Genomic DNA, 20,615 nt, shown 5'->3' with positions numbered 1-20,615 from the left:
TCATCGCGGCGTATTCATGCTTTTTTATATACAGGGTCATTTGCGTGCATAAAGGACAAAGCGGATCACTGCATCCCTTGCTGTTGGTTACGCTTGCGATCGCCGTGCTGGTCGGCATGCCGGTCGCCGGTGTGCTGTCCAACCTGTTGTCCGGTGGTACTGGCGCCGAACTCAGCACCTTCGCGCACCTGTGGGCGACGGTATTGCCGGAGTACATAGGCAACAGCGTGTTGCTGGCCCTGATTGTCACCGTACTGACCGCGGTGCTGGGTGTAGGCTGTGCCTGGCTGGTCGCCGTCTTCAATTTTCCCGGTAAAAAATTCTTTGAGTGGGCGCTGATCCTGCCGCTGGCGATGCCGGCGTATGTGGTCGCGTATGCCTACACCGATTTCCTGCAATTCACCGGCCCGGTGCAAAGCGGCTTGCGCGCCTTGTTTGGCTGGCAGGAGCCGACTTACTGGTTCCCGCAAATTCGTTCGGTCGGCGGCGCTGGTTTGCTATTCGCCTTTGTCCTGTATCCGTATGTCTACCTGCTGGCGCGCAATGCTTTCATAGAACGCAGTCCGCGTATGTGGGATGCGGCGCGCACACTGGGTGCGAGTCCGTGGCAAGCTTTCTTCCAGGTCAGCCTGCCGTTGGCGCGGCCTGCTGCCGTCGCCGGGATTGCGCTGGCGCTGATGGAAACGCTGGCAGATTACGGTGCGGTTGCTTACTTCGGTGTGCCGACACTGACGACCGGGATATATAAATCCTGGTACATCTTTTCTGATCGCAATGCCGCAGCACAAATCGCCGGCGTACTCCTGCTGGCAGTGATGGCTTTGATGCTGATGGAACAAAAGAGTCGCGGGCGCGCACGTTACTACGCGGTGGGTGCGCGTAGTGCGGCACAAAGACTGACAACGCTGCAAGGTCGGCAGGGCTGGGCGGCGACGGCTTTCTGCGCCTTGCCTGTGGTCCTCGGCTTCTTCGCGCCGCTGTCTATCCTGTTGCACCTGTTGTGGCAGGAAGAAGTCATCAGCTTCAGTACACGTTATATCGGCTGGTTCAAAAACACTATCGTGCTCGGCGGTGTGACGGCTTTGATCGCAGTCGCGATTTGCATCTTGCTGGCGTATGCGGCACGTGTGTCCAACAGCAAGGTGCAAGCGGTCTGTAACCGCATCGTCAGCATGGGTTATGCGATTCCGGGGGCGGTGATTGCCGTTGGCATCCTGATTCCCTTGTCTTATCTCGATAACTGGAATGCGCAACATGGCGTGGCACTGGTCTTGAGTGGCAGTGTGATTGCCCTAGTGTATGCCTACCTGGTGCGCTTCCTCGCGGTTTCTTTCCAGACGGTGCAAGCCGGTTTGCTGAAGATCACACCGGCGATGGATGCCAGCGCGCGTAGTCTGGGTGATGGGCTGGGCGCGATGTTGATGCGCATCCATATGCCTTTGCTGTGGCGCAGTGTGTTGACTGCGGGTTTGCTGGTGTTTGTCGATGTGGTCAAGGAGTTGCCGGCGACGCTGACGATACGGCCTTTTAATTTTGATACGCTGGCCGTGATCACGCATCAGCTGGCATCTGATGAGCGCCTGGGTGAAGCGGCGCTACCTGCATTGACCATCGTGATGATCGCCATTGTGCCGGTCATCATCCTTGCGCGTGCGATTGCGGTCGGCCGGCGCTGAAGGAAAGCGCAAGGAATAGCAGGATAAAAAAATGCCCCGCAGAAGGGGGCATTGAAGTGGCGCTGCAGTGTGAGTCTGCGGCCAGTGAGGAGACTCGGTGACGACTTACGATTTGCGTGAGCGTGTAGTGGTTTTTTCAGCGGCGCTGACAAACTGATTGGCAGCCGCATTCAAATTACCTTCCAAAGCTTCAACTGCCTGCTTGGTGGTTTTCGACAATTGATCGTAACCGGCGCTGGCATTGCCGATAGCCGATTTCAGGATGGAGATTGCATTTTCCGAACCGGCCGGTGCGTTCTTGCTCAGTTCATCAATCAGCGACAATACCTTGCGATTGGTTTCAGCGATTTGGGTTTCTGCTGCTTTGGTAAACTCGGCTTGCGTGCTGCTGGCAATGCTTGCCAGGTGACGGCCGTAAGCCAGTGCTTTCTCAGCATTCGGCTGCGCATGTGCGGCGCTCAGCGAAAAGAATTCTTGTGGATCTTTGGCGGTTGCCAGTTTTTGTGCGGCAGCGCTGGATTCCTGCAACGAGCTTTTGGCTGCATTCAGGTTGAGGTCGACGATTTTCTGTACGCTATCGAAAGCGGTGCTGGTCAGCGAGTTCAGGATCGCCAGCTGGGATTCGAATTGATGCTTGGTGGCGGCGGAAAACTGTTCCGGGATAGTAAACATGGGTTACTCCTTTATATGAAGGGCATATCTCACTACATGGGTTAAAATTCTGTTGTGCGTTGCAGCATGACTTATTTTTAGGCATTGCAAATAGCCTGTCAAGTCTTTTTTGTTGCGTTGCACAAAATAAATATTCAAGCCGGAAACAGTGGTTTCCCGCTGCAGAGAGGCCGTTTCTCGAGGGAAAACGGCGACAAAGATAATGCAGGCGCACATAGACGCCGCACAGAGAGTAGAAATGTCCACAGATGCACGTAGTAGCCCCTGGCTGGCCGCCATGCCGTTTTTCTTCGTACTGATCTGGAGTACGGGTTTCATCGTGGCGAAATTCGGTTTGCCCTATGCCCCGCCGCTGACCTTCCTTGCCTTGCGCTTCATAGGCGTACTGATCATCCTGCTGCCGCTGGTGTTGTTATTGCGTGCGCCATGGCCGGTCGGAACCATGCGGCATATCGCGGTGGCCGGCATCCTGGTGCAAGCCGGTTACCTGGCCGGCGTCTGGTGCGCGATCAAGCTCGGCATGCCGGCCGGTTTATCGGCGCTGATCGTCGGCATGCAGCCGGTACTGACCGCCTTTGCCGCACCCTTGATAGGGGAGCGGGTACGGCCGCGCCAATGGATAGGTTTGATCTTCGGCCTGTGCGGCGTCGCGCTGGTAGTCGCCAACAAGATCACGGTAATCGGCCTGACCTGGGAAAGCATTGCGCTGTGCGTGATGGCTTTGCTGTCGATCACGATAGGTACCATGTACCAGAAGCGTTATTGTCCGCACTTTGACCTGCGTACCGGCACCATCATCCAGTTCGCGGCATCCTGTGCGGTGGTCGTACCGTTTGCAATTTACTTCGAAGATTTTTCACCGGCCTTGCAGGGCGTGCAGTGGACCCCGAGTTTTATCGGGGCCTTGCTATGGTCCGTGGTTGCGCTGTCGATAGGTGCAATCTTCCTGCTGTTCGCTTTGATACGGAAAAGCGCAGCGACCCAGGTCACCAGCCTTTTGTATCTGACGCCACCAACCACGGCTTTGATGGCCTGGGTGGCGTTTGGCGAGGTGTTTAGCCTGGTCGGCATCGCGGGCATGCTGCTTGCTGTGATAGGGGTGGCGTTTGTCGTGAAAAAGTGAGCCCGGCAGGGCTTTTCTCCCTATGACGGATATTGGTTTGCGGAAATAAAATCCGGTGTTTTTCCAGCGTTTTTCGATGGAAAAATGCACCAATAGTGTGAGAAAAAAGATATCGTTAGTTAGAAAATAGATTAATGAAAACAGCTAACTATCTAATTATCTTGCACATTTTCCGATATTTGCTAAACTGCAAGCCATATTTCATCGTACGTTTTGGGGAGTCGCAGATGCTTAAGTCCGCGCTGGGGATATTTTTTTCATTATTTGTCGTTTTCAACGCCCCCACGGCGCTGGCTAAAGAGCCGAGCTCTGCCACGGCTAAAAAGTCGACTGCGAAGAAAGCTGGATCGGCTACGCCATCCAAAGCCGCGGCCAAAAAAACTACCAGCACCAAAAAAGCTGCGAACAGCAAGAAGAGCGCAGCTCCAGCAAAAAGCGCAAGCAAATCAGGCAAGGCCGGCAGCAAACAAGCAGCTGCTTCCGGCAAAAACTCCAAACAGGCACGCACCACCACTTCCCTTAACAGCAATGAAAAGCTGGTAAAGAAAGAAGTCGTCGTGCGCGGCAAAAAGCAAGTCATCTACCAACGCGTAGCGAAACCCGTAATGACGGTGGTGCCACCGGTGCTGACTGCAGGCGATATCGCCGGCCTCAACATGACGCGCGATTCGCTGGCACTCGCATCGAACGTCGCACTGGTACTGGATCAATCGACATCGGCTGTGCTGTTTGAAAAAAATGCCAACGTGACTTTGCCGATTGCATCGATCACCAAACTGATGACCGGCCTGGTTGTGGTCGAAGCACAGCAGGATATGAATGAAATCCTGGAAGTGACCGAAGAAGATATCGATCGCGAAAAGAATAGTTCGTCGCGCCTGCGAGTAGGTTCGCAATTGTCACGTGCAAACATGCTGCACATCGCACTGATGAGTTCGGAAAACCGCGCGGCATCGGCGCTGGGTCGTCACTATCCGGGCGGCATCCGCGCCTTCGTTGCGGCGATGAATGCAAAAGCACGTACGCTCGGCATGAACGGTACCCACTATGTAGATTCGACCGGCCTGTCCAGCAACAACGTGGCAAGCGCTGCCGACCTGGCCAAGCTGGTGATCGCAGCTTCCAATCACTCGATACTGCGCCAGTATTCGACCGATACCAAATATGTAGTTGAGCCAGGTGGTCGTGCCCTGCAATACGCAAACTCGAATCGTCTGGTCAATAATCCTGATTGGGAAATCGGTATCCAGAAGACGGGCTACATCTCTGAAGCAGGTCGCTGCCTCGTGATGCAAGCCAATATCAATGGTCGTCCTATCGTCATGATCTTCCTGGATTCCAAGGGCAAGCTCTCCCGTCTCGGTGACGCAGCGCGTATACGCAAATGGCTGGAAACCCAGCACCCGCAAAATATTGCGGGCAAGCGCAGAGCGGTTGAGAGCTGATCTTTGGTTTAAAGAACTATCTAAATTTCTAACGGCAGGATTCGATTTCGGATCCTGCCGTTTTTACTTGATGGATGATGAAATGGAATTCAGTGCCGGATATTTTGTTTTGCTCTTGGTCGGATTCATTGCCGTGGTGCTGCCGTCCACTATAGTTGCGATTCGATTCTGGTCGGTAAGCAGATTCAGCCGGGCGTGCGTACTTGTTGGCATCTTGGTCTTGCTAGTGCTGGGCATACTCATGCTCGTCGGTGAAAGCGATCCGTCCCCGTCTGCATTGGAGTGGAATTCATTGTTGTTTATCTTCATTTGGGGAGTGTGGTTTTACACAGCAATGCTTGTATATGGCGTGTTGCAGGGAAGCAAAGCGCTTGTACGAAAAAAGTCTGATTAAACCAGGCATCCCGGCAATAAAAAAGGCGAACTGCGGTTCGCCTTTTTTATTGGCGCTCACTGACTGAGCGGGGAATAAATCTACGCCGCTTCGCTATAACCAAGCGCTGCAGAAATTTGCTTGGCCGTATCCATCAAATCAGCCAGCCATTCTTCCTGCAGGCGATCTGCCGGTGCGGAGATCGACAAGCCGGCAATCAGCCTGCCGGTGTCGTCATGGATACCCGCCGCCATGCAGCGTACGCCGAGCTCGAGTTCTTCATTGTCGCGGGCATAGCCATGCAGGCGCACCTGATTCAATTCGCCTTCGAGCTTCTTCAGGTCGGTAATCGAATTCTTGTTGTGGCCGGCGAGGCCGGTACGCGTTGCATACGCCTGCACCATGCGTGGCTCGTCTATCGACAGGAATAATTTGCCGGTGGAGGTCAGGTGCAAGGGCGCGCGACCGCCGACTGCGCGCACCACCTGCATGCCCGAGCGTTCGGAGAAGGCGCGGTCGATGTAAATGATTTCGTCGTTTTGTCGTACCGACAAATTCACGGTTTGATTGGTTTTGCGATGCAGGTGGCGCATCAGGTCCAATGCTGCTTCGCGTACGTCGAGGCGGCTCTTGACGATGTTGCCGAGCTCGAGCAAACGCATGCCGAGGCGATAAGTGCCAGGCTCGGAACGATCAACAAAACGCTTGATGACGAGGTCGTTGAGGATGCGATGCGCGGTGGAAGGATGCAGGCCGGTCACGCTGGAGAGTTCTTTCAGGCTGACCGGGTCAGGGTAGAGCGCCAAGGCATCCAATAGCGCAACCATGCGCTCTATGACTTGAATCGAGGTTTTATCCGTATCTGCTGCTGTTTTCATGTTCTGGTTTGTGCATTGCAGTCCAGACTTTATATCACATTGTGAAAGATGACAAAAGTCTACTTTCGTTTTATTGAGTGAAAGCAAGCTTTCTTAACGCGGTGTTGACAGCTGGATACGGATAATTCCGGCTTGGCCGCGCTTGTGTCCGGCCGGTCTTGCACCGATAATCGCAGCAGCCTGTTGCGCGGCATTATTTTCCCTTATCCCTATCCTGTGAATCGCATGATCAATCAAGAACAACCTGTTAGCGAATTCAAAAGCAAAAGCGGCTTGAAGCGCATCTTTTCCGCAGTCGGTTATTCGATTGCCGGCTTCAAGACTGCATGGAAGGGCGAGCATGCCTTCCGACAGGAATTGTTCGTCGTCGTGATCGCGACCATCGCGGCATTGCTGCTGCCGGTACCGGCGTTGCAGAAGTTATTGCTGATTGGTGTCTTTGTGCTGGTCTTGATCATCGAGTTGTTGAATTCGGCGATCGAAGCGGTGGTGGATCGTGTTTCGCTGGAGCGCAATCCCTTGTCCAAGAATGCGAAAGACTTTGGTAGTGCCGCAGTGATGCTGGCCCTGTTCCTGGCGGGTGCAACCTGGCTGGTAATCCTGTGGCCTTTATTTACCGGCGGCTGATGCTGTAAAGGTATTCGAATAAAAAACGGCGTAACAAGGATGTCCTCCTTGCTACGCCGTTTTTATTTGTAACCCGGGATCGGCCTGCTTAGATATTACGTTCTATCCAGAGATCAAACGCGATCAGGAATTTCTTCAGGAAATCGGCAGTCGATTGTTCTGTGATATCGCCGTTGGCATCGAATAATTTATTGCCGTTACCGATATAGGCTTCCGGTTGCGGCATGGTTGGCACATTGACCGAAGCCAGCACCTGGCGCAGGTGATGATTCGCGCCAAAGCCACCGACAGCACCGGGCGAGACGCTGACAACCGCACCGGGTTTGCCGCTCCATGCACTTTGGCCATATGGGCGGGAGCCGGTATCGATCGCATTCTTCAGGACGCCCGGTACTGAACGATTGTATTCAGGTGTCACGAAGAGTACCGCATTCGCCGCCTTGATCTTTTGCTTGAAATCGCTGATGGCAGGCGTTGGCGTTTCTTCGTGGTCCTGGTTGAAAAGCGGCAGCTCGCCGATTTCCACTATGCTCAGTTTCAATGATTCCGGCGCCAGCTTGATGAGCGCATGTGCCATCTTGCGATTCATCGAATCCTTGCGCAGGCTGCCGACGACAACAGCGACGTTATAAGTTTTACTCATGACCTTCCTTTCGTGGGAGAAGTGCTGCGTTTACTTATTGATGTGTAGTGCTGCTTCTATTGATGCTGATACCCGGTATCACGAAGCGGGATTCGGATGCCGGGAGTGAATTTCTTCGATGCCGTCCAGGACTGCTTTATCCAGTTCGAGATCGATGCTGTCCAGATTACTTTGCAATTGCCCAAGCGTGGTTGCACCGATAATCGTACTCGTTAAAAACGGTCGTGTGTTGACATATGCCAAAGCCATTTGCGCGGGGGCCAGGCCATGTTTGTGCGCCAGTGCGACATAGGCTGCCACCGCGGTTTCCACTTGTGGTGCCTTATAGCGTACGAAGCGTTCAAACAGCGTGATGCGACCGTCGGCAGGACGCGCGCCATTCAGGTATTTACCGGACAAGACACCGAAGGCCAGGGGTGAATATGCGAGCAAGCCTATCTGTTCCTGATGCGAGAATTCCGACAGCGCGATTTCAAAATAACGATTCACCAGGCTGTACGGATTCTGGATGCTGACGATGCGTGGCAAGTTTAATTGCTCGGATGCGCGCAGGAATTGAGCGAGGCCCCACGGTGTTTCATTCGACACGCCGATATAGCGAATCTTGCCCTGTTTGACGAAGTCGGCCAGTACCGACAGGGTCTCGGCGATAGGGACGGTATCTTCATCCGCGAAGTGCGTGTAGTTTTGCCGACCAAAGATATTCACGCTGCGATCCGGCCAGTGCAGTTGATACAAGTCGATGTAATCCGTTTGCAGGCGTTCCAGGTTGCCATGCAGGGCTTCGGTCAGGCTGGTACGGTCAAAGCTGGTTTTGCCATGCCGTACATGTTGTGGCTGGTGCGGCAGGCGGGCCGGGCCGGCGGCCTTGGTGGCGATGATCAATTGATCACGTTTGCCGGATTTCTTCAGCCAGGTGCCGAGATAACGTTCGGTCAGGCCTTGTGTTTCAGGTTTGGGTGGTACCGGGTACATCTCGGCTGCGTCGATCAGGTTGACGCCGGCGGCAATCGCCATATCGAGCTGGGCATGTGCTTCGGCTTCGGTGTTTTGCTCGCCCCAGGTCATGGTGCCTAGTGCGATATTACTTACTTTGATATCTGTTTTTCCAAGTTGCTGATACTTCATTGCATGCATTCCTTTCAGGGTTGGCTTTTTTAGTCTAGCAACAATTAAGGAATGAGGTACGGCGGGGTTATAAGCTGGAAAAGAAGAGATTCTTCAGCAGAAGGGCAGATATTCCTTATGCATAAAACGCATAAGGAACGATGAAACAATTCGTTTTGTTTTTTTCGGCGGCAATTTAATCTTCAATCTCCAGAAAACGAAATCGCCCAAGGGGAAGAAAATGTTGCTCAAAAAACTGCTCGGCACTGCTTTCGCAATCGCATTGGTTGCGCCTGGCGTGCACGCTGCCGAAGTGTCGTTGTTGAACGTTTCGTACGATCCAACACGCGAACTGTATCAGGAATTCAATAAAGCTTTCGCCAAAGAATGGAAAGCCAAAGCCGGTGACGACCTCAAGCTGAAGACATCGCATGGCGGTTCCGGTAAACAAGGTCGTGCCGTGATCGACGGTCTGGAAGCAGACGTAGTTACCCTCGCACTGGCATATGACATCGACGCGATTGCAGAACACGGTTTGCTGGCCAAAGACTGGCAAAAGCGCCTGCCGCACAATAGCTCGCCTTACACCTCGACCATTGTATTCCTGGTGCGCAAGGGCAATCCTAAAGGCATCAAGGACTGGAACGATCTGGTGAAACCAGGCGTATCGGTCATCACACCAAATCCGAAAACATCGGGTGGCGCACGCTGGAACCACCTGGCTGCATGGTTGTATGCATTGAAACAACCGGGCGGTACTGAAGCAACGGCCACCGAGTTCATCTCGAAACTGTACAAAAACGTACCTGTGCTGGATTCCGGTGCACGCGGTTCGACCACTACCTTTGTAGAACGCGGTATCGGTGACGTTTTGCTGGCATGGGAAAACGAAGCGATCCTGGCTATCAAGGAACTGGGCCCGGACAAGGTGGAAATCGTCGCTCCTTCGTCGAGCATCCTGGCTGAACCACCAGTTGCAGTTGTCGACAAAGTCGTTGATCGTCGCGGCACACGTAAAGTTGCTGAAGCGTACCTGAAGTATTTGTACTCGACCGAAGGCCAGGAAATCGCAGCGCAAAACTACTATCGTCCTGTTGATGAAAAAGTAGCTAAAAAATACGCATCGCAATTTCCAAAAGTGAAGCTGTACACGATTGCGGATGTTGGCGGCTGGACTGCAGCACAGAAGAAGCACTTCTCTGATGGCGGCGTATTCGACCAAATCTATCAACCAGGTAAAAAATAATCTGCATCATTCTTTGGAACAGAAATGAATATTTTGTTGCTCGCGGGTAGTCCTTCAACACCATCACGTTCTACCCGCTTGCTGCATCACGTAGGCGAAAGACTGGCTTTGCTGGGACACCGTTATGTGAAGCTGCATGTACGTGATTTGCCTGCCCAGGCGCTGGTGCATGCAGATTTTAATGATGAGTTGTTGCGGGTTGCGCGGGAGCAGGTGGCGCAGGCTGATGCGGTCGTGATTGCTACGCCGGTCTACAAGGCGGCGTACAGCGGGATACTGAAAGCCTTCCTCGACCTGCTGCCACAAGACGGCTTGCGTGGAAAGCTGGTCTTGCCCCTGGCAACAGGTGGCAGCCAGTCCCATATGCTGGCCCTCGATTACGGTTTGCGCCCTGTGTTGTCGGCGCTGGATGCCAAGCATGTATTGCCGAGCATTTATGCGACTGATTTGCAGATCAACTGGTCTGCGGAGCAGGGGTTGACACTGGATGCCGCGATTGCCAAGCGAGTAAGCGATGGTATAGAGAACCTTTCCGCCAGCTTGTCGGCGCTGAATGATGTGGCGCTTAACGAGTTCGACTCGATTCCTTTCTCCAGCGTGCGCTGCAGTGTTTGATTGAGCCTTAGCTTGAACACAGCTGCGCAAGCAGTTTAGCCGCACAAATCTCTATCCGGTAGTTTGAAAAAATCGGTGCCCAGGCACCGATGGGGAAGTTTTTTCGCCAATTTTTTGCATAACAAGGAAAACGACATGAGCAATGCTAACGAGAAGCGCCTGGCTAAACGCCGCACACTGGGTTATTTGTCGGCTGCCGCGGTAGGTGCACTGAGCGCTGGTTTACCGAATTTTGCCGGCGCGCAAAACAAGAGTGTCTTGCGTATCGGTTACCAGAAGTACGGCACGCTGGTGATCCTGAAAGGCCGCGGCACATTGGAAAAACGCCTGGCGGCAGAAAATATCGAAGTCAAATGGACCGAATTCCCGGCCGGCCCGGTACTGCTGGAAGGTTTGAATGTAGGCAGTATCGATTTCGGTACCGTAGGTGAAGCGCCGCCGATTTTCGCGCAGGCGGCCGGTGCAGACCTGGTGTATGTCGGCAATGAACCGCCTTCGCCGACCAGCGAAGCGATCATCGTGCCGAAAAACTCGACGCTGAAAACAGTGGCCGACCTGAAAGGCAAGAAAGTTGCACTGAACAAGGGTTCGAATGTGCACTACCTGTTGGTCAAGGCGCTGGAAAGAGCCGGCCTCGACTACAAGGATATTGAAACAATTTTCCTCGCTCCTGCCGATGCGCGTGCTGCATTTGAACGCGGCAGCGTGGATGCGTGGGTGATCTGGGATCCTTTCCTCGCCGCTGCCGAAAAGCAGATTGGTGCGCGCGTGCTGGCGGATGGCACCGGCATCGTGGCCAACCATCAGTTCTTCCTCGCTTCGCGTGCGTATGCGGAAAAGAATCCGAAGATCGTTTCTATCCTGCTCGACGAACTGGACCAGGTTGACCAGTGGAGTAGCAAGAATCTGAAAGAAGTCACCAATATTTTGGCGGCCCAGACCGGCCTCGATCAGCCTAGCGTCGAACTGGCAGCCAAACGTTATTCGTACGGCGTCAAACCGGTGACGGCGGAAGTGATCGCCGAGCAGCAAAAGATTGCGGATGTATTCAGCAATCTGAAACTGATTCCGAAAAAAATCACAGTCAAGGATGCGCTGGTTACGGCCAAGCGTTAAGTAATGCAGCAGGGCGTCAGTCAGCAGGCATGGTTATGACGGCGCCAGTTTGTTTTAAGGAATGAGATCATGAGTTTGAATGTATTTTGGTTTTTGCCGACCCATGGCGACAGTCGTTATCTGGGGACCTCAAAAGGTGCGCGTCAGGTTGATTTCGATTATCTGAAACAGGTCGCGGTATCGGCAGATACGCTGGGTTACGACGGCGTCTTGCTGCCGACCGGCCGTTCGTGCGAAGACGCATGGGTTGCCGCGTCGAGCCTGATCGGTGAAACCAAACAATTGAAATTCCTGGTCGCGGTACGTCCGGGTTTGAGTACCCCGGGCCTGGCCGTGCGCATGGCTGCTACTTTCGATCGTTTGTCGAAGGGCCGTTTGTTGATCAATGTCGTGACCGGTGGCGATCAAGCCGAACTGGAAGCGGATGGCCTGCATGCAAGCCATTCAGAACGTTATGAAATCACTGATGAATTCCTGAAAGTATGGCGCGCCTCCTTGTCTGGTGAGGGCGGTGATGCCGGCTACGATTTCGCAGGCAAGCATATCCAGGTCAAGGGCGCGAAAACCTTGTACCCGCCGGTACAAAAACCATATCCGCCGCTGTACTTCGGCGGCTCCTCACCAGCGGCACATGAATTGGCTGCAGAACAAGTCGATGTCTACCTGACATGGGGTGAACCACCGGCAGCGGTGGCGGAAAAAATTGCCGACATGCGTGCACGTGCGGCCAAACACGGCCGTACCTTGAAGTTTGGCATACGCCTGCACGTGATCGTGCGCGAAACCAATGAAGAGGCATGGAAAGCCGCCGATGAACTGATCAAGTATGTTGACGACGATCTGATCGCACGGGCACAGGCTTCATTCAACAAGATGGATTCGGAAGGCCAGCGCCGCATGGCGGCCTTGCATGGCGGTAAAAAGGACAAGCTTGAAGTGTCGCCTAACTTGTGGGCCGGGGTAGGGCTGGTACGTGGCGGTGCAGGGACTGCATTGGTAGGCGATGCGGAAACGGTGGCCGCACGTATGCAGGAATACGCAGACCTGGGTATCGAAACCTTCATCCTGTCCGGTTACCCGCATCTGGAGGAATCGTATCGTTTTGCCGAACTGGTATTCCCATTGCTGGGCAAGGGCAAGGCACGTTCGGGTGAAGCGGTCTTGACCGGTCCATTCGGCGAAGTCATTTCCAATGACATCCTGCCTAAAGTTTCACAGAGCTAAGGAATTCCCATGAGTGCAGTTCTCCCGACTCTTGCGACTGGCAGTAATACCGGCGGCAAAACAGCATCAAGCTGGCGTGCCAGCGGTTTGAAGAAACTGGTGCCGTGGATCGTGCCGGTCCTGCTGATCAGCGTGTGGCAACTCGCGTCGCAACTTGGCTGGCTCTCGAGCCGTATCTTGCCGGAGCCGTTTGCGGTAGCGAAGGCGACATGGGAGCTGGCACTCTCCGGAGAATTGTGGACGCACGTCAAGGTCAGCCTGTGGCGTGCGACTACCAGCTTTGCAGTTGGCGGCGGATTGGGTTTGTTGCTGGGCTTGCTGACAGGCACATTCAAGACTGCGGAAACGCTGCTGGATACCACGCTGCAAATGATCCGCAATATTCCTGCTCTGGCCCTGATTCCTTTGGTGATCCTGTGGTTCGGCATTGAAGAGACATCGAAGATTTTCCTGGTGGCGGTCGGCGTGTTTTTCCCGGTTTACCTGAATACTTTCCACGGCATACGTTCAGTCGATAAGGGCTTGATCGAAATGGCGAAGAGCTATGGCTTGTCCGGCTGGTCGCTGTATCGCGATGTCATTTTGCCAGGGGCCTTGCCATCGATCCTGGTCGGCGTGCGTTTCTCGCTGGGCCTGGTGTGGGTGTTGTTGATCGTGGCAGAAACGATTTCGGCGCAATCGGGTATCGGTTACATGACGATGAATGCACGCGAATTCCTGCAAACCGATGTGGTGCTGGTCGGCATCCTGCTATACGCATTGCTGGGCAAGCTGGCCGATGTGGTATCGCGCACGCTTGAAGGTTACTGGTTGCGCTGGCATCCGGGTTACCGCCATTAGAACTCATTTCATAAATATCCGTGAGATGCGTTCTTACCAAAAGCGGTGCTGGCAAGGCGTGCGACGCGTCGCATAGTAGCCTATGCGCAAGGAGCACAACGCGGCCAGCGCCGCTTTTGGTAAGAACCCGAAGGGAACGGGCTATTTGGGCGTACTGCTGCGTTGCGCCGCTTGCCAAGGGGACCACCCTTGGCGGCGCGACACGCCTTGCACTACATCCCAAATAGCCGCGTTCGCACTCACGGATATTTGTGAAATGAGTTCTAAGATGGGACAGACCATGCAAATTAATCAGACAGAACAAGCAGCGGTGGCGACTGCGCCGACGGCCGGGCGCGGTATCCGCGTCGCGGTAGAAAATCTCTACAAGTCCTATGCCGGACGTGAGGTGCTGAAGTCGATCGAACTGGTACTGGAGCCGGGCGAGTTTGTCGCCGTAGTGGGTCGTAGCGGTTGCGGCAAAAGTACTTTGTTGCGCCTGATCGCGGAACTGGAAACGGCAGACAGCGGCAAGCTCACTTTCGGTGACGGCAAGACCAAACCGGAAACCCGCATCATGTTTCAGGACTCGCGCCTGTTGCCATGGAAGCGGGTGCTAGACAACGTCGCTCTCGGTTTGCCGAAGAAGGACGATTCGCTCAAGGCCTTGCGGCAAGTCGGGCTGGAAGAACGTGCCGGTGAATGGCCGGCCGTATTGTCCGGTGGTCAGCGTCAGCGTGTCGCGTTGGCGCGTGCACTGGTGCATGACCCTGAATTGTTATTGCTGGATGAGCCACTCGGTGCGCTGGATGCATTGACGCGTATCGAGATGCAGCAATTGATCGAGACCTTGTGGCAAAAGCGTGGTTTCACTGCTTTGCTGGTAACCCACGATGTGCAGGAAGCGATTGCACTGGCCGATCGTGTGGTCCTGATCGAAGACGGTCGTATCACACTGGATGAACGTATCCCGCTGGCGCGACCACGTGCGCGCGGCAATGCCACCTTTGCACAACTGGAAGAACGGATACTGGCGCATGTATTGCAGATTCCGCCTTCCGCGGATGCACAAGATTCTTCCCTGGGCGATGTATCACTGTTGAAAACAGTGAACCAGTTTGCCTGGGCAGTTTGATCTGATTTTTATTTGAATGAATTTTTAACCCACACAAAGGAAACACCATGAGTATCGAAAAAATCAACGCACGCAATCAGTTCAAAGGCAAGATCAGCAACATCATCCTGGGCGACGTCGTATCGGAAGTCGATGTCGAAACACCGGCCGGTATTGTTACCTCGGTCATCACGACACGTTCGGTCAAGGATCTGGAACTGAAGATCGGTACCGAAGTAGTGGCGCTGGTCAAGGCAACCGAAGTATCGATCGCCAAATTGTTATGAACCTAAGGCGCGTCTGAAAGACGTGTCATCGATGCGCCTTCAGATGTCTCCTTGATGATCAAGGAAGAGCAGCATGAGTTTCCCCGCCTTGCAGCAATATTTATCGCGCTTGCACGATGCCCCGCAAGCCGACAGTACCTTGTGGCTCGACCAGCAGGGGCGAGCCCACGGACGCTACTTCAACTCGACGCTGACCAGCGCCTTCCAGCCGATACGCACGCCGGAAACCGGTAGCATCGTAGGTGTGCAGGGCTTCATGCGCAGCTATTCCAGGAACGACACCGGCCTGAGTATCTGGAAACTGCTGGATACCGGTGCCACTGATGAACAATCGGTGGAACTGGATAGACTGTGCCGCTTGCTGCATGCAGTGAATTTTTACCGCCAGCCGGAAATGGCTGATTACGATCTCTACCTCAGCGTACATGCACGCCTGTTGGCAGCAGTCGACAGCAATCACGGCATGTCCTTTCGCCGTGTACTCGATGTACTCGGTTTGCCGCATAAAAAAATCGTTTTGCAATTGCCGCTGATCCAGCCGGACCAGGCCTGGCTGATGAACTATGTCGCTGACAACTATCGGCGCAACGGTTTCCGCCTCGCAGTGAATGCCGCTGATGCACGGCAGGGGCTGGACTTGCTGGAGCAGGTGCAGCCGGATGTGATCAAGGTTGATGTACGGGAAATCACGGATGAAGCCGCTACCCTGGACTTGCTCTGCGTAGCCGGTGAGAAGAATGTGAAGCTGGTTTTCAAACGTGTAGAATCAAGCCAGATTTATGACAAGCTGCGCAAGCTGGGTGCCCAGGCACAACAAACCATACTGGCGCAGGGATATTTGTGGGATCAACCCAAGGCCAGCTTTGCGCAGGATGCAAGCGAGCCGGAAGCAATTGCGACGGCAGGCCAGGAATCATGACCCTTCCTTATTTATCCGATTATCGTGTACTGGTGGTGCCGGGCCTGCATGGCAGTGGCCCCGAACATTGGCAATCACGCTGGGAGCGCCTGTATCCGAGTTTCCAGCGCGTCGTGCAGGATGACTGGTCGCAGCCTGACCTGGCGCGCTGGGCGCAGCGCATGACAGAGGTACTCAGCGAATCGGACCAACCCACATTGATCGTCGCGCACAGCTTCGGTTGCCTGACCACGATGCAGGCGGCCAGCAATGGTCGTTTCGATTTGGCCGGTGCCTTACTGGTAGCGCCGGCAGATCCGGAGAAATTCGGCGTCGACGATATCTTGCGCGATGCACGCCTGCCATGCCCGTCCATCGTCATCGGCAGTAGCAATGATCCTTGGATGGCGAGCAATCGCGCCGCTTACTGGGCCGATGTCTGGGGTTGTGGTTTCCTTAGCGCCGGTGCGCTCGGACATATCAATGCGGAATCCGATCTGGGCGATTGGGAGCAGGGCTTGCGCCAGTTGCAGACACTGCTGGATATGGTGCATCCGAGCTGCAACTGAGGATGGATTTATTTGAAGGTTTGCAGATAAGCCAGCAAGTCGGTGATCTGCTTTTCATCGCTGATACCAAAGAAGCGCATCTTGTTACCCGGTATCACATCATCCGTCGATTTAATGAAGGCGCGTAATTTCGCTTCAGTCCACACCACGCGGGAAGAACTCATCGCCGCCGAATACTTGTAATCCTTCGTCGTTCCCGCCGTGCGTCCGACTATACCGTTGAGCTGTGGTCCAAAGTTGCCGCGGGCGGAAGGCCCGACCTGATGGCAATTTGCACATTTCGCAAACACACGCTTACCGGCGGCGACATCACCCGCTGCATGGCTGGCGGATGCCAGCAATCCAAGTGCTAGCGACAGGAATAATTTCTTGAACATGTTTGATCAGAACCTGACATGCGTGATGGCTGGAACAGCCACCACGCATAGCGGCAATGGAAACGACAGTATTTAAACGATCGTGTCCAAAGCCTTCGACAGGTTTGCTACGGTGCGCTCGATGTTGTGCAGCTTATCGAGGCCGAACAGGCCGACGCGGAAGGATTTGAAGTCAGCGCGTTCATCACATTGCAATGGCACGCCAGCAGCGGTTTGCAAACCGGCTGCGACAAACTTCTTGGCCGACTGGATGCCGTCGTCGTTGGTGTAGCTGACGACCACGCCTGGTGCCTGGAAGCCTTCGGCTGCCACGCTCTTGAAACCCTTGGAGACCAGCAAGGCACGGACCTTGTCGCCCAGTTCCTGTTGCTCGGCGCGGACCTTGTCGAAGCCGTAAGCTGCGGTTTCTTCCATTACACCGCGCAGGATGGTCAATGCATCCGTAGGCATGGTGGTGTGGTAGGCGACTGCACCTTGTTCATACGATTCCATGATTTGCAGCCACTTGCGCAGGTCGCAGGCGAAGCTGGTGCTTTGCGTGGATTCGATTTTTTCACGGGCCAGTGCGCTCAACATGATGAAGGCACAACCAGCGGAAGCGCTCCAGCCTTTTTGCGGTGCGCTGATGAGGACGTCGACGCCGGTCGCTTGCATATCGACCCAGATGGTGCCGGAAGCAATGCAATCGAGTACGAACAAACCGCCGACCGAATGCACTGCATCCGAAACCTGGCGCAGGTAATCGTCCGGCAGCATGATGCCGGAAGCGGTTTCCACGTGCGGCGCAAATACCACTGCCGGTTTTTCCGCTTTGATTGTTGCGACGACTTCAGCGATAGGTGCCGGTGCGAATGGCGCTTGTGCCGAGTCTTCCAACTGACGTGCTTTCAGTACTGTAGTCGCGGCAGGGATGCTGCCGGTGTCCAGGATCTGGGTCCAGCGATAGCTGAACCAGCCATTGCGCAGGATCAGGCATTGCTGCTTGGTAGCGAACTGACGGGCGACCGCTTCCATGCCGAAAGTACCGCTGCCTGGCATGACGATGGCGGACTGCGCCTTGTAGACATGTTTTAAAGTCTTGGAAATGTCACGCATGACGCCCTGGAAGCGTTCGGACATGTGATTGATCGCACGATCTGTGTAGACGACGGAGTATTCAAGAAGACCGTCGGGATCGACGTTGGGTAAGAGACCTGGCACGTTTGCTCCAGCAATAATAAAGAAATTCGGCCTGAACAGGGATTACCTGGCCAGGCCACACATTGAAATACCGAAAAGGGTAGATTTTACCAAAGTCGGGCGTCCAACTCCGGGTAAAGCTCAGAATGTCCGCCGAATTGCCACTTAATTATCTATTTGGCATGTCGGAATGCTAATCCGGCGGAATTCAGTTTTATGCCGCAGGCTTCTCACCCAAGGCGATATCGACTGTCATTTCATGGGCCAGTGCGCCCAGTTCCTGACGCAGCTCATCGATGGACAGCTTGCCCGGGACCAGCAGGTGCGCGCCGATTTTGAAGGTTTGCTTGCCGGAGACGCCGCTGCGTACGATTTCAGTGTGGATGCTCTCGATGCTGATATTGCGCTCGGCCAGCATCTTGGTCAGGCTGCTGACGATGCCGACGCGGTCGTCGCCGACCAGTTCGAGCTCGACACTCTTGATCGAATCGGACAGATTTGCACCATCGCTCTTCGCCACGACCACTTGCAGGCCGCTGGAATCCAGGCTGCGCAATGCGTTGGTCAAGGCATCGGCGTTTTCGCGTGGCACTTCGAAGTGCACCATACCGGCGAACTCACCTGCCAGGCGTGTCATGCGGCTGGCGGCCCAGTTCGCGCCGTAGCGTTCTGCACGTTCTGCCAGCGAGCGCACGATGCCGTGACGGTCAGTACCGACGATGGAAACGATAAGGGAAACTGTGTTGGATTCGACTTCTTCCGCCAGCACCACCGAGCGACGGATCATCGGTGCCTTGGTTGCGAAGCGCTGGTCTTGCTCAAACGCTGGCAGTGCATTGTGTTCAGCCGCGTAATGGATGACCTGGCTCAACAGTTTCAGGCCCATAGGTGCGAGTGCACGCTCCCACAGTTCACGTGCGCTTTCACCTTTTTCAACGAAGCACCAGTCTTGCGCGGCAATCGCACCGGCATCCCAGCCATCGGCCAGGTGATAGATGGAGCCCCCGGCGATAGGGTCGCCTTCGAGGATGGTCCATTCGACTGCAGCAATGCCACGGTGTCTAGGCAAAAGGGATGGGTGATAACCGATACCGCCGAGGCGTGCGCGGGCCAGTGCTTCATCGCTGACGCGGGCATGGGTGTGGGCGGCGAGGATGACGTCGGTACCTTCTGCGATTGCTTCGCCCGGGACAAAGCGCGGGTTTTCCATCACATGCAGCGGTACACCGGCAGCGCGCGCAGCTTGTGCCAGGCGGTCATCTTCCGACGGCGCGACGACGCTGGTGAATTCGATACCTTCTTCCTTGCGCAGCGTCTCAAATACCAAGGCGCCGAAATAGCGCGAACCTACCAATGCACATTTCATTTTTATCTATCCCTCAATTTATTTAAAACCGTTAAATACAAATTTGAAACCCGGCGTGCAAGGTGTGATGCACTGCCTTTAAAACTAGCGCTATACGCTAGCCATATGACGATATGAACTTGTGCCCGAGACTGCCTGATCGCCCGGAAACATGCGGCGCACCGGGACCGGAACAGGATGCTTGCAGGTACTGAATTTACAGCGAATTTGCAGCATCTAGCGCGCAAGGATACCAGAAAGGCAGCACCGACCAGCCAGCTTCCGCTTGGCCGGACGGCGGCCAGGCTTATGATTTTTTCCCTTTTGCAAACGAGGCTACAGGCTCCCGTGCCTGTGCAATAAAGGCCTGCAGGTAGTCGGTATCGAGGTCGGCTTCACGCGCGCCGAGGAAAATCTGTTTGGCGATACCGTCCGGTCCCAGGCGTACCGGTACGACGTCCATTTTGCTGGCGTACTCTTGCACCAGCCAGCGTGGCAATGCCGCCACTCCACGGCCGCTGGCCACCATTTGCAGCATGATGTCGGTCGTCTCTATGGTCTTGTGGCGCCGGGGTGTGATGCCTGCCGGCAGCAGGAACTGGTTGTAAATATCCAGCCGGTCGGTTGCCACCGGATAAGTGATCAGGACTTCGCTCATCAGCTGTTCCGGTTCGACATGCTTCACCTTCGCCAGCGCGTGCTTACGCGGTACCACCAGTACTTGTTCATAGTCGAATACAGGTTCGAAGTGCAGGCCGGGTTTGTACAGCGGGTCCGGTGTGACCAGCAAATCGATTTCATATGCAAACAAGGCGCCGATGCCACCGAACTGGAATTTCTGCTTCACGTCGACATCGACATCCGGCCAGGCCGTGAGGTAAGGCGACACCACTTTCAGCAACCATTGATAGCAAGGGTGGCATTCCATACCTATGCGCAAGGCACCGCGTTCACCTTGCGAAAACTGGCGCAGCCGTTCTTCGGCCAGCGTCAGCTGCGGCAGCACGCGATTGGCAACCGCCAGCAAGTATTGCCCGGCTTGCGTCAGGCGCAACGCACGTCCCTCGCGCACCCAGATGTCGGTGCCGAGTTGCTGTTCCAGTTTTTTCATACTGTGGCTCAGTGCGGATTGTGTGACGTGCAGAACGTTGGCGGCACCGGTCAGGGAACCTTGTTTTTCTACTTCGAGGACGACGGCGAGGTGGATGCGCTCTAACATGGGCCTAATTCAATGCATGAGTGAAATTCATGTATGTCTGAGATAATACCATTTTACTTCATG

22 protein-coding genes are annotated in these 20,615 nt (G+C 54.7%); 14 read left to right on the top strand and 8 right to left on the bottom strand.

Going from position 1 to position 20,615, the window contains the following annotated elements:
* Positions 1-38 precede the first annotated feature (38 nt).
* Positions 39-1,676 (top strand): ABC transporter permease, encoded by a 1,638-nt coding sequence (locus ACFQPC_RS09795; RefSeq protein WP_382271900.1) that lies wholly within the window; start codon positions 39-41, stop codon positions 1,674-1,676.
* A gap of 105 nt (positions 1,677-1,781) precedes the next feature.
* Here the strand turns inward: ACFQPC_RS09795 and ACFQPC_RS09790 are convergent, their stop codons facing one another.
* Positions 1,782-2,348 carry a phasin family protein gene (locus tag ACFQPC_RS09790; protein WP_382271669.1) on the bottom strand — a complete coding sequence of 189 codons (567 nt, stop codon included), beginning with the start codon at positions 2,346-2,348 and terminating at the stop codon, positions 1,782-1,784.
* Positions 2,349-2,586: 238 nt separating this feature from the next.
* On the opposite strand from ACFQPC_RS09790, the gene ACFQPC_RS09785 reads away from it, so the two are divergent.
* The 3 genes from ACFQPC_RS09785 (at position 2,587) to ACFQPC_RS09775 (ending at position 5,310) form a co-directional block, all read left to right on the top strand.
* Entirely contained in the window at positions 2,587-3,471 is an 885-nt protein-coding gene (locus tag ACFQPC_RS09785) for a DMT family transporter (protein WP_382271668.1), read from the top strand.
* A gap of 227 nt (positions 3,472-3,698) precedes the next feature.
* Positions 3,699-4,916, top strand: coding sequence for a D-alanyl-D-alanine endopeptidase (pbpG, locus tag ACFQPC_RS09780; protein WP_382271667.1), 1,218 nt, complete (start codon positions 3,699-3,701; stop codon positions 4,914-4,916).
* A gap of 82 nt (positions 4,917-4,998) precedes the next feature.
* Positions 4,999-5,310 carry a hypothetical protein gene (locus tag ACFQPC_RS09775; protein WP_382271666.1) on the top strand — a complete coding sequence of 104 codons (312 nt, stop codon included), beginning with the start codon at positions 4,999-5,001 and terminating at the stop codon, positions 5,308-5,310.
* 80 nt (positions 5,311-5,390) lie between these two features.
* Here ACFQPC_RS09775 and ACFQPC_RS09770 read toward each other — a convergent pair whose 3' ends face one another.
* Positions 5,391-6,167, bottom strand: coding sequence for an IclR family transcriptional regulator (locus tag ACFQPC_RS09770; RefSeq protein WP_382271665.1), 777 nt, complete (start codon positions 6,165-6,167; stop codon positions 5,391-5,393).
* 225 nt (positions 6,168-6,392) lie between these two features.
* Here ACFQPC_RS09770 and ACFQPC_RS09765 point away from each other — a divergent pair, with 225 nt between their 5' ends.
* A complete protein-coding gene (locus ACFQPC_RS09765) occupies positions 6,393-6,794 on the top strand; it encodes a diacylglycerol kinase (protein WP_012078598.1) in 402 nt (133 codons plus the stop codon).
* 88 nt (positions 6,795-6,882) lie between these two features.
* Here ACFQPC_RS09765 and ACFQPC_RS09760 read toward each other — a convergent pair whose 3' ends face one another.
* The gene (locus ACFQPC_RS09760) at positions 6,883-7,437 is read right to left on the bottom strand and encodes an NADPH-dependent FMN reductase (protein ID WP_382271664.1); all 555 of its coding nucleotides are present in this window, start codon (positions 7,435-7,437) and stop codon (positions 6,883-6,885) included.
* A gap of 78 nt (positions 7,438-7,515) precedes the next feature.
* A complete protein-coding gene (locus tag ACFQPC_RS09755; protein WP_382271663.1) occupies positions 7,516-8,565 on the bottom strand; it encodes an NADP(H)-dependent aldo-keto reductase in 1,050 nt (349 codons plus the stop codon).
* A gap of 220 nt (positions 8,566-8,785) precedes the next feature.
* On the opposite strand from ACFQPC_RS09755, the gene ACFQPC_RS09750 reads away from it, so the two are divergent.
* From ACFQPC_RS09750 to ACFQPC_RS09710, 9 genes are all read left to right on the top strand, one after another.
* Positions 8,786-9,790: a sulfate ABC transporter substrate-binding protein gene (locus ACFQPC_RS09750; RefSeq protein WP_382271662.1), complete on the top strand. Its 1,005-nt coding sequence runs from the start codon at positions 8,786-8,788 to the stop codon at positions 9,788-9,790.
* Positions 9,791-9,814: 24 nt separating this feature from the next.
* Positions 9,815-10,405 carry an NADPH-dependent FMN reductase gene (gene ssuE, locus ACFQPC_RS09745; protein ID WP_012078602.1) on the top strand — a complete coding sequence of 197 codons (591 nt, stop codon included), beginning with the start codon at positions 9,815-9,817 and terminating at the stop codon, positions 10,403-10,405.
* Positions 10,406-10,540: 135 nt separating this feature from the next.
* On the top strand, positions 10,541-11,521 hold the full coding sequence (locus ACFQPC_RS09740) for a sulfonate ABC transporter substrate-binding protein (protein WP_382271661.1): 981 nt from the start codon (positions 10,541-10,543) through the stop codon (positions 11,519-11,521).
* 75 nt (positions 11,522-11,596) lie between these two features.
* Positions 11,597-12,745 carry an FMNH2-dependent alkanesulfonate monooxygenase gene (gene ssuD / locus ACFQPC_RS09735; RefSeq protein WP_382271899.1) on the top strand — a complete coding sequence of 383 codons (1,149 nt, stop codon included), beginning with the start codon at positions 11,597-11,599 and terminating at the stop codon, positions 12,743-12,745.
* A 9-nt stretch (positions 12,746-12,754) separates the two neighbouring features.
* Positions 12,755-13,585 (top strand): aliphatic sulfonate ABC transporter permease SsuC, encoded by an 831-nt coding sequence (ssuC, locus tag ACFQPC_RS09730; RefSeq protein WP_382271660.1) that lies wholly within the window; start codon positions 12,755-12,757, stop codon positions 13,583-13,585.
* A gap of 280 nt (positions 13,586-13,865) precedes the next feature.
* On the top strand, positions 13,866-14,699 hold the full coding sequence (locus ACFQPC_RS09725; RefSeq protein ID WP_382271659.1) for an ATP-binding cassette domain-containing protein: 834 nt from the start codon (positions 13,866-13,868) through the stop codon (positions 14,697-14,699).
* Between the two features lie 47 nt (positions 14,700-14,746).
* The gene (locus ACFQPC_RS09720) at positions 14,747-14,965 is read left to right on the top strand and encodes a TOBE domain-containing protein (protein ID WP_012078607.1); all 219 of its coding nucleotides are present in this window, start codon (positions 14,747-14,749) and stop codon (positions 14,963-14,965) included.
* 73 nt (positions 14,966-15,038) lie between these two features.
* Positions 15,039-15,884, top strand: coding sequence for an EAL domain-containing protein (locus ACFQPC_RS09715; protein WP_382271658.1), 846 nt, complete (start codon positions 15,039-15,041; stop codon positions 15,882-15,884).
* Entirely contained in the window at positions 15,881-16,432 is a 552-nt protein-coding gene (locus ACFQPC_RS09710; protein WP_382271657.1) for an RBBP9/YdeN family alpha/beta hydrolase, read from the top strand. The genes ACFQPC_RS09715 and ACFQPC_RS09710 overlap by 4 nt, the downstream gene beginning before the upstream one ends.
* Positions 16,433-16,440: 8 nt before the next feature.
* On the opposite strand, the gene ACFQPC_RS09705 is transcribed toward ACFQPC_RS09710, so the two are convergent.
* The 4 genes from ACFQPC_RS09705 to ACFQPC_RS09690 all read right to left on the bottom strand — a co-directional run bounded on the left by ACFQPC_RS09705 (position 16,441) and on the right by ACFQPC_RS09690 (position 20,552).
* Positions 16,441-16,809: a c-type cytochrome gene (locus ACFQPC_RS09705; RefSeq protein WP_382271656.1), complete on the bottom strand. Its 369-nt coding sequence runs from the start codon at positions 16,807-16,809 to the stop codon at positions 16,441-16,443.
* Between the two features lie 72 nt (positions 16,810-16,881).
* Positions 16,882-18,009: an aminotransferase class V-fold PLP-dependent enzyme gene (locus ACFQPC_RS09700; RefSeq protein WP_382271655.1), complete on the bottom strand. Its 1,128-nt coding sequence runs from the start codon at positions 18,007-18,009 to the stop codon at positions 16,882-16,884.
* 193 nt (positions 18,010-18,202) lie between these two features.
* Positions 18,203-19,354, bottom strand: a complete 1,152-nt coding sequence (locus tag ACFQPC_RS09695) for a formyltransferase family protein (RefSeq protein WP_382271654.1) — start codon at positions 19,352-19,354, stop codon at positions 18,203-18,205.
* A gap of 286 nt (positions 19,355-19,640) precedes the next feature.
* Complete coding sequence (locus ACFQPC_RS09690; protein WP_382271653.1) at positions 19,641-20,552, bottom strand: LysR family transcriptional regulator; 912 nt, start codon at positions 20,550-20,552, stop codon at positions 19,641-19,643.
* Between the last annotated feature and the right edge of the window lie 63 nt (positions 20,553-20,615).

Origin of the sequence: Herminiimonas glaciei, assembly GCF_042664955.1 — a bacterium.
Lineage (GTDB): Bacteria > Pseudomonadota > Gammaproteobacteria > Burkholderiales > Burkholderiaceae_D > Oxalicibacterium > Oxalicibacterium glaciei.
The sequence above is the reverse complement of the archived record's forward strand: the minus strand, read 5'-3'. Positions and strand labels throughout refer to the sequence as shown.

What these genes read in the sequence shown, in the direction of transcription:
- ACFQPC_RS09750 (WP_382271662.1), top strand. Translation starts at nt 8,786, where the DNA reads ATGTTGCTCAAAAAACTGCTCGGCACTGCTTTCGCAATCGCATTGGTT.
- ssuE (WP_012078602.1), top strand. Translation starts at nt 9,815, where the DNA reads ATGAATATTTTGTTGCTCGCGGGTAGTCCTTCAACACCATCACGTTCT.
- ACFQPC_RS09765 (WP_012078598.1), top strand. Translation starts at nt 6,393, where the DNA reads ATGATCAATCAAGAACAACCTGTTAGCGAATTCAAAAGCAAAAGCGGC.
- ACFQPC_RS09715 (WP_382271658.1), top strand. Translation starts at nt 15,039, where the DNA reads ATGAGTTTCCCCGCCTTGCAGCAATATTTATCGCGCTTGCACGATGCC.
- ACFQPC_RS09770 (WP_382271665.1), bottom strand. Translation starts at nt 6,167, where the DNA reads ATGAAAACAGCAGCAGATACGGATAAAACCTCGATTCAAGTCATAGAG.
- ACFQPC_RS09710 (WP_382271657.1), top strand. Translation starts at nt 15,881, where the DNA reads ATGACCCTTCCTTATTTATCCGATTATCGTGTACTGGTGGTGCCGGGC.
- ACFQPC_RS09755 (WP_382271663.1), bottom strand. Translation starts at nt 8,565, where the DNA reads ATGAAGTATCAGCAACTTGGAAAAACAGATATCAAAGTAAGTAATATC.
- ACFQPC_RS09690 (WP_382271653.1), bottom strand. Translation starts at nt 20,552, where the DNA reads ATGTTAGAGCGCATCCACCTCGCCGTCGTCCTCGAAGTAGAAAAACAA.
- ACFQPC_RS09725 (WP_382271659.1), top strand. Translation starts at nt 13,866, where the DNA reads ATGCAAATTAATCAGACAGAACAAGCAGCGGTGGCGACTGCGCCGACG.
- ACFQPC_RS09720 (WP_012078607.1), top strand. Translation starts at nt 14,747, where the DNA reads ATGAGTATCGAAAAAATCAACGCACGCAATCAGTTCAAAGGCAAGATC.
- ACFQPC_RS09775 (WP_382271666.1), top strand. Translation starts at nt 4,999, where the DNA reads ATGGAATTCAGTGCCGGATATTTTGTTTTGCTCTTGGTCGGATTCATT.
- ACFQPC_RS09740 (WP_382271661.1), top strand. Translation starts at nt 10,541, where the DNA reads ATGAGCAATGCTAACGAGAAGCGCCTGGCTAAACGCCGCACACTGGGT.
- ACFQPC_RS09695 (WP_382271654.1), bottom strand. Translation starts at nt 19,354, where the DNA reads ATGAAATGTGCATTGGTAGGTTCGCGCTATTTCGGCGCCTTGGTATTT.
- ssuC (WP_382271660.1), top strand. Translation starts at nt 12,755, where the DNA reads ATGAGTGCAGTTCTCCCGACTCTTGCGACTGGCAGTAATACCGGCGGC.
- ACFQPC_RS09785 (WP_382271668.1), top strand. Translation starts at nt 2,587, where the DNA reads ATGTCCACAGATGCACGTAGTAGCCCCTGGCTGGCCGCCATGCCGTTT.
- ACFQPC_RS09705 (WP_382271656.1), bottom strand. Translation starts at nt 16,809, where the DNA reads ATGTTCAAGAAATTATTCCTGTCGCTAGCACTTGGATTGCTGGCATCC.
- pbpG (WP_382271667.1), top strand. Translation starts at nt 3,699, where the DNA reads ATGCTTAAGTCCGCGCTGGGGATATTTTTTTCATTATTTGTCGTTTTC.
- ACFQPC_RS09760 (WP_382271664.1), bottom strand. Translation starts at nt 7,437, where the DNA reads ATGAGTAAAACTTATAACGTCGCTGTTGTCGTCGGCAGCCTGCGCAAG.
- ACFQPC_RS09790 (WP_382271669.1), bottom strand. Translation starts at nt 2,348, where the DNA reads ATGTTTACTATCCCGGAACAGTTTTCCGCCGCCACCAAGCATCAATTC.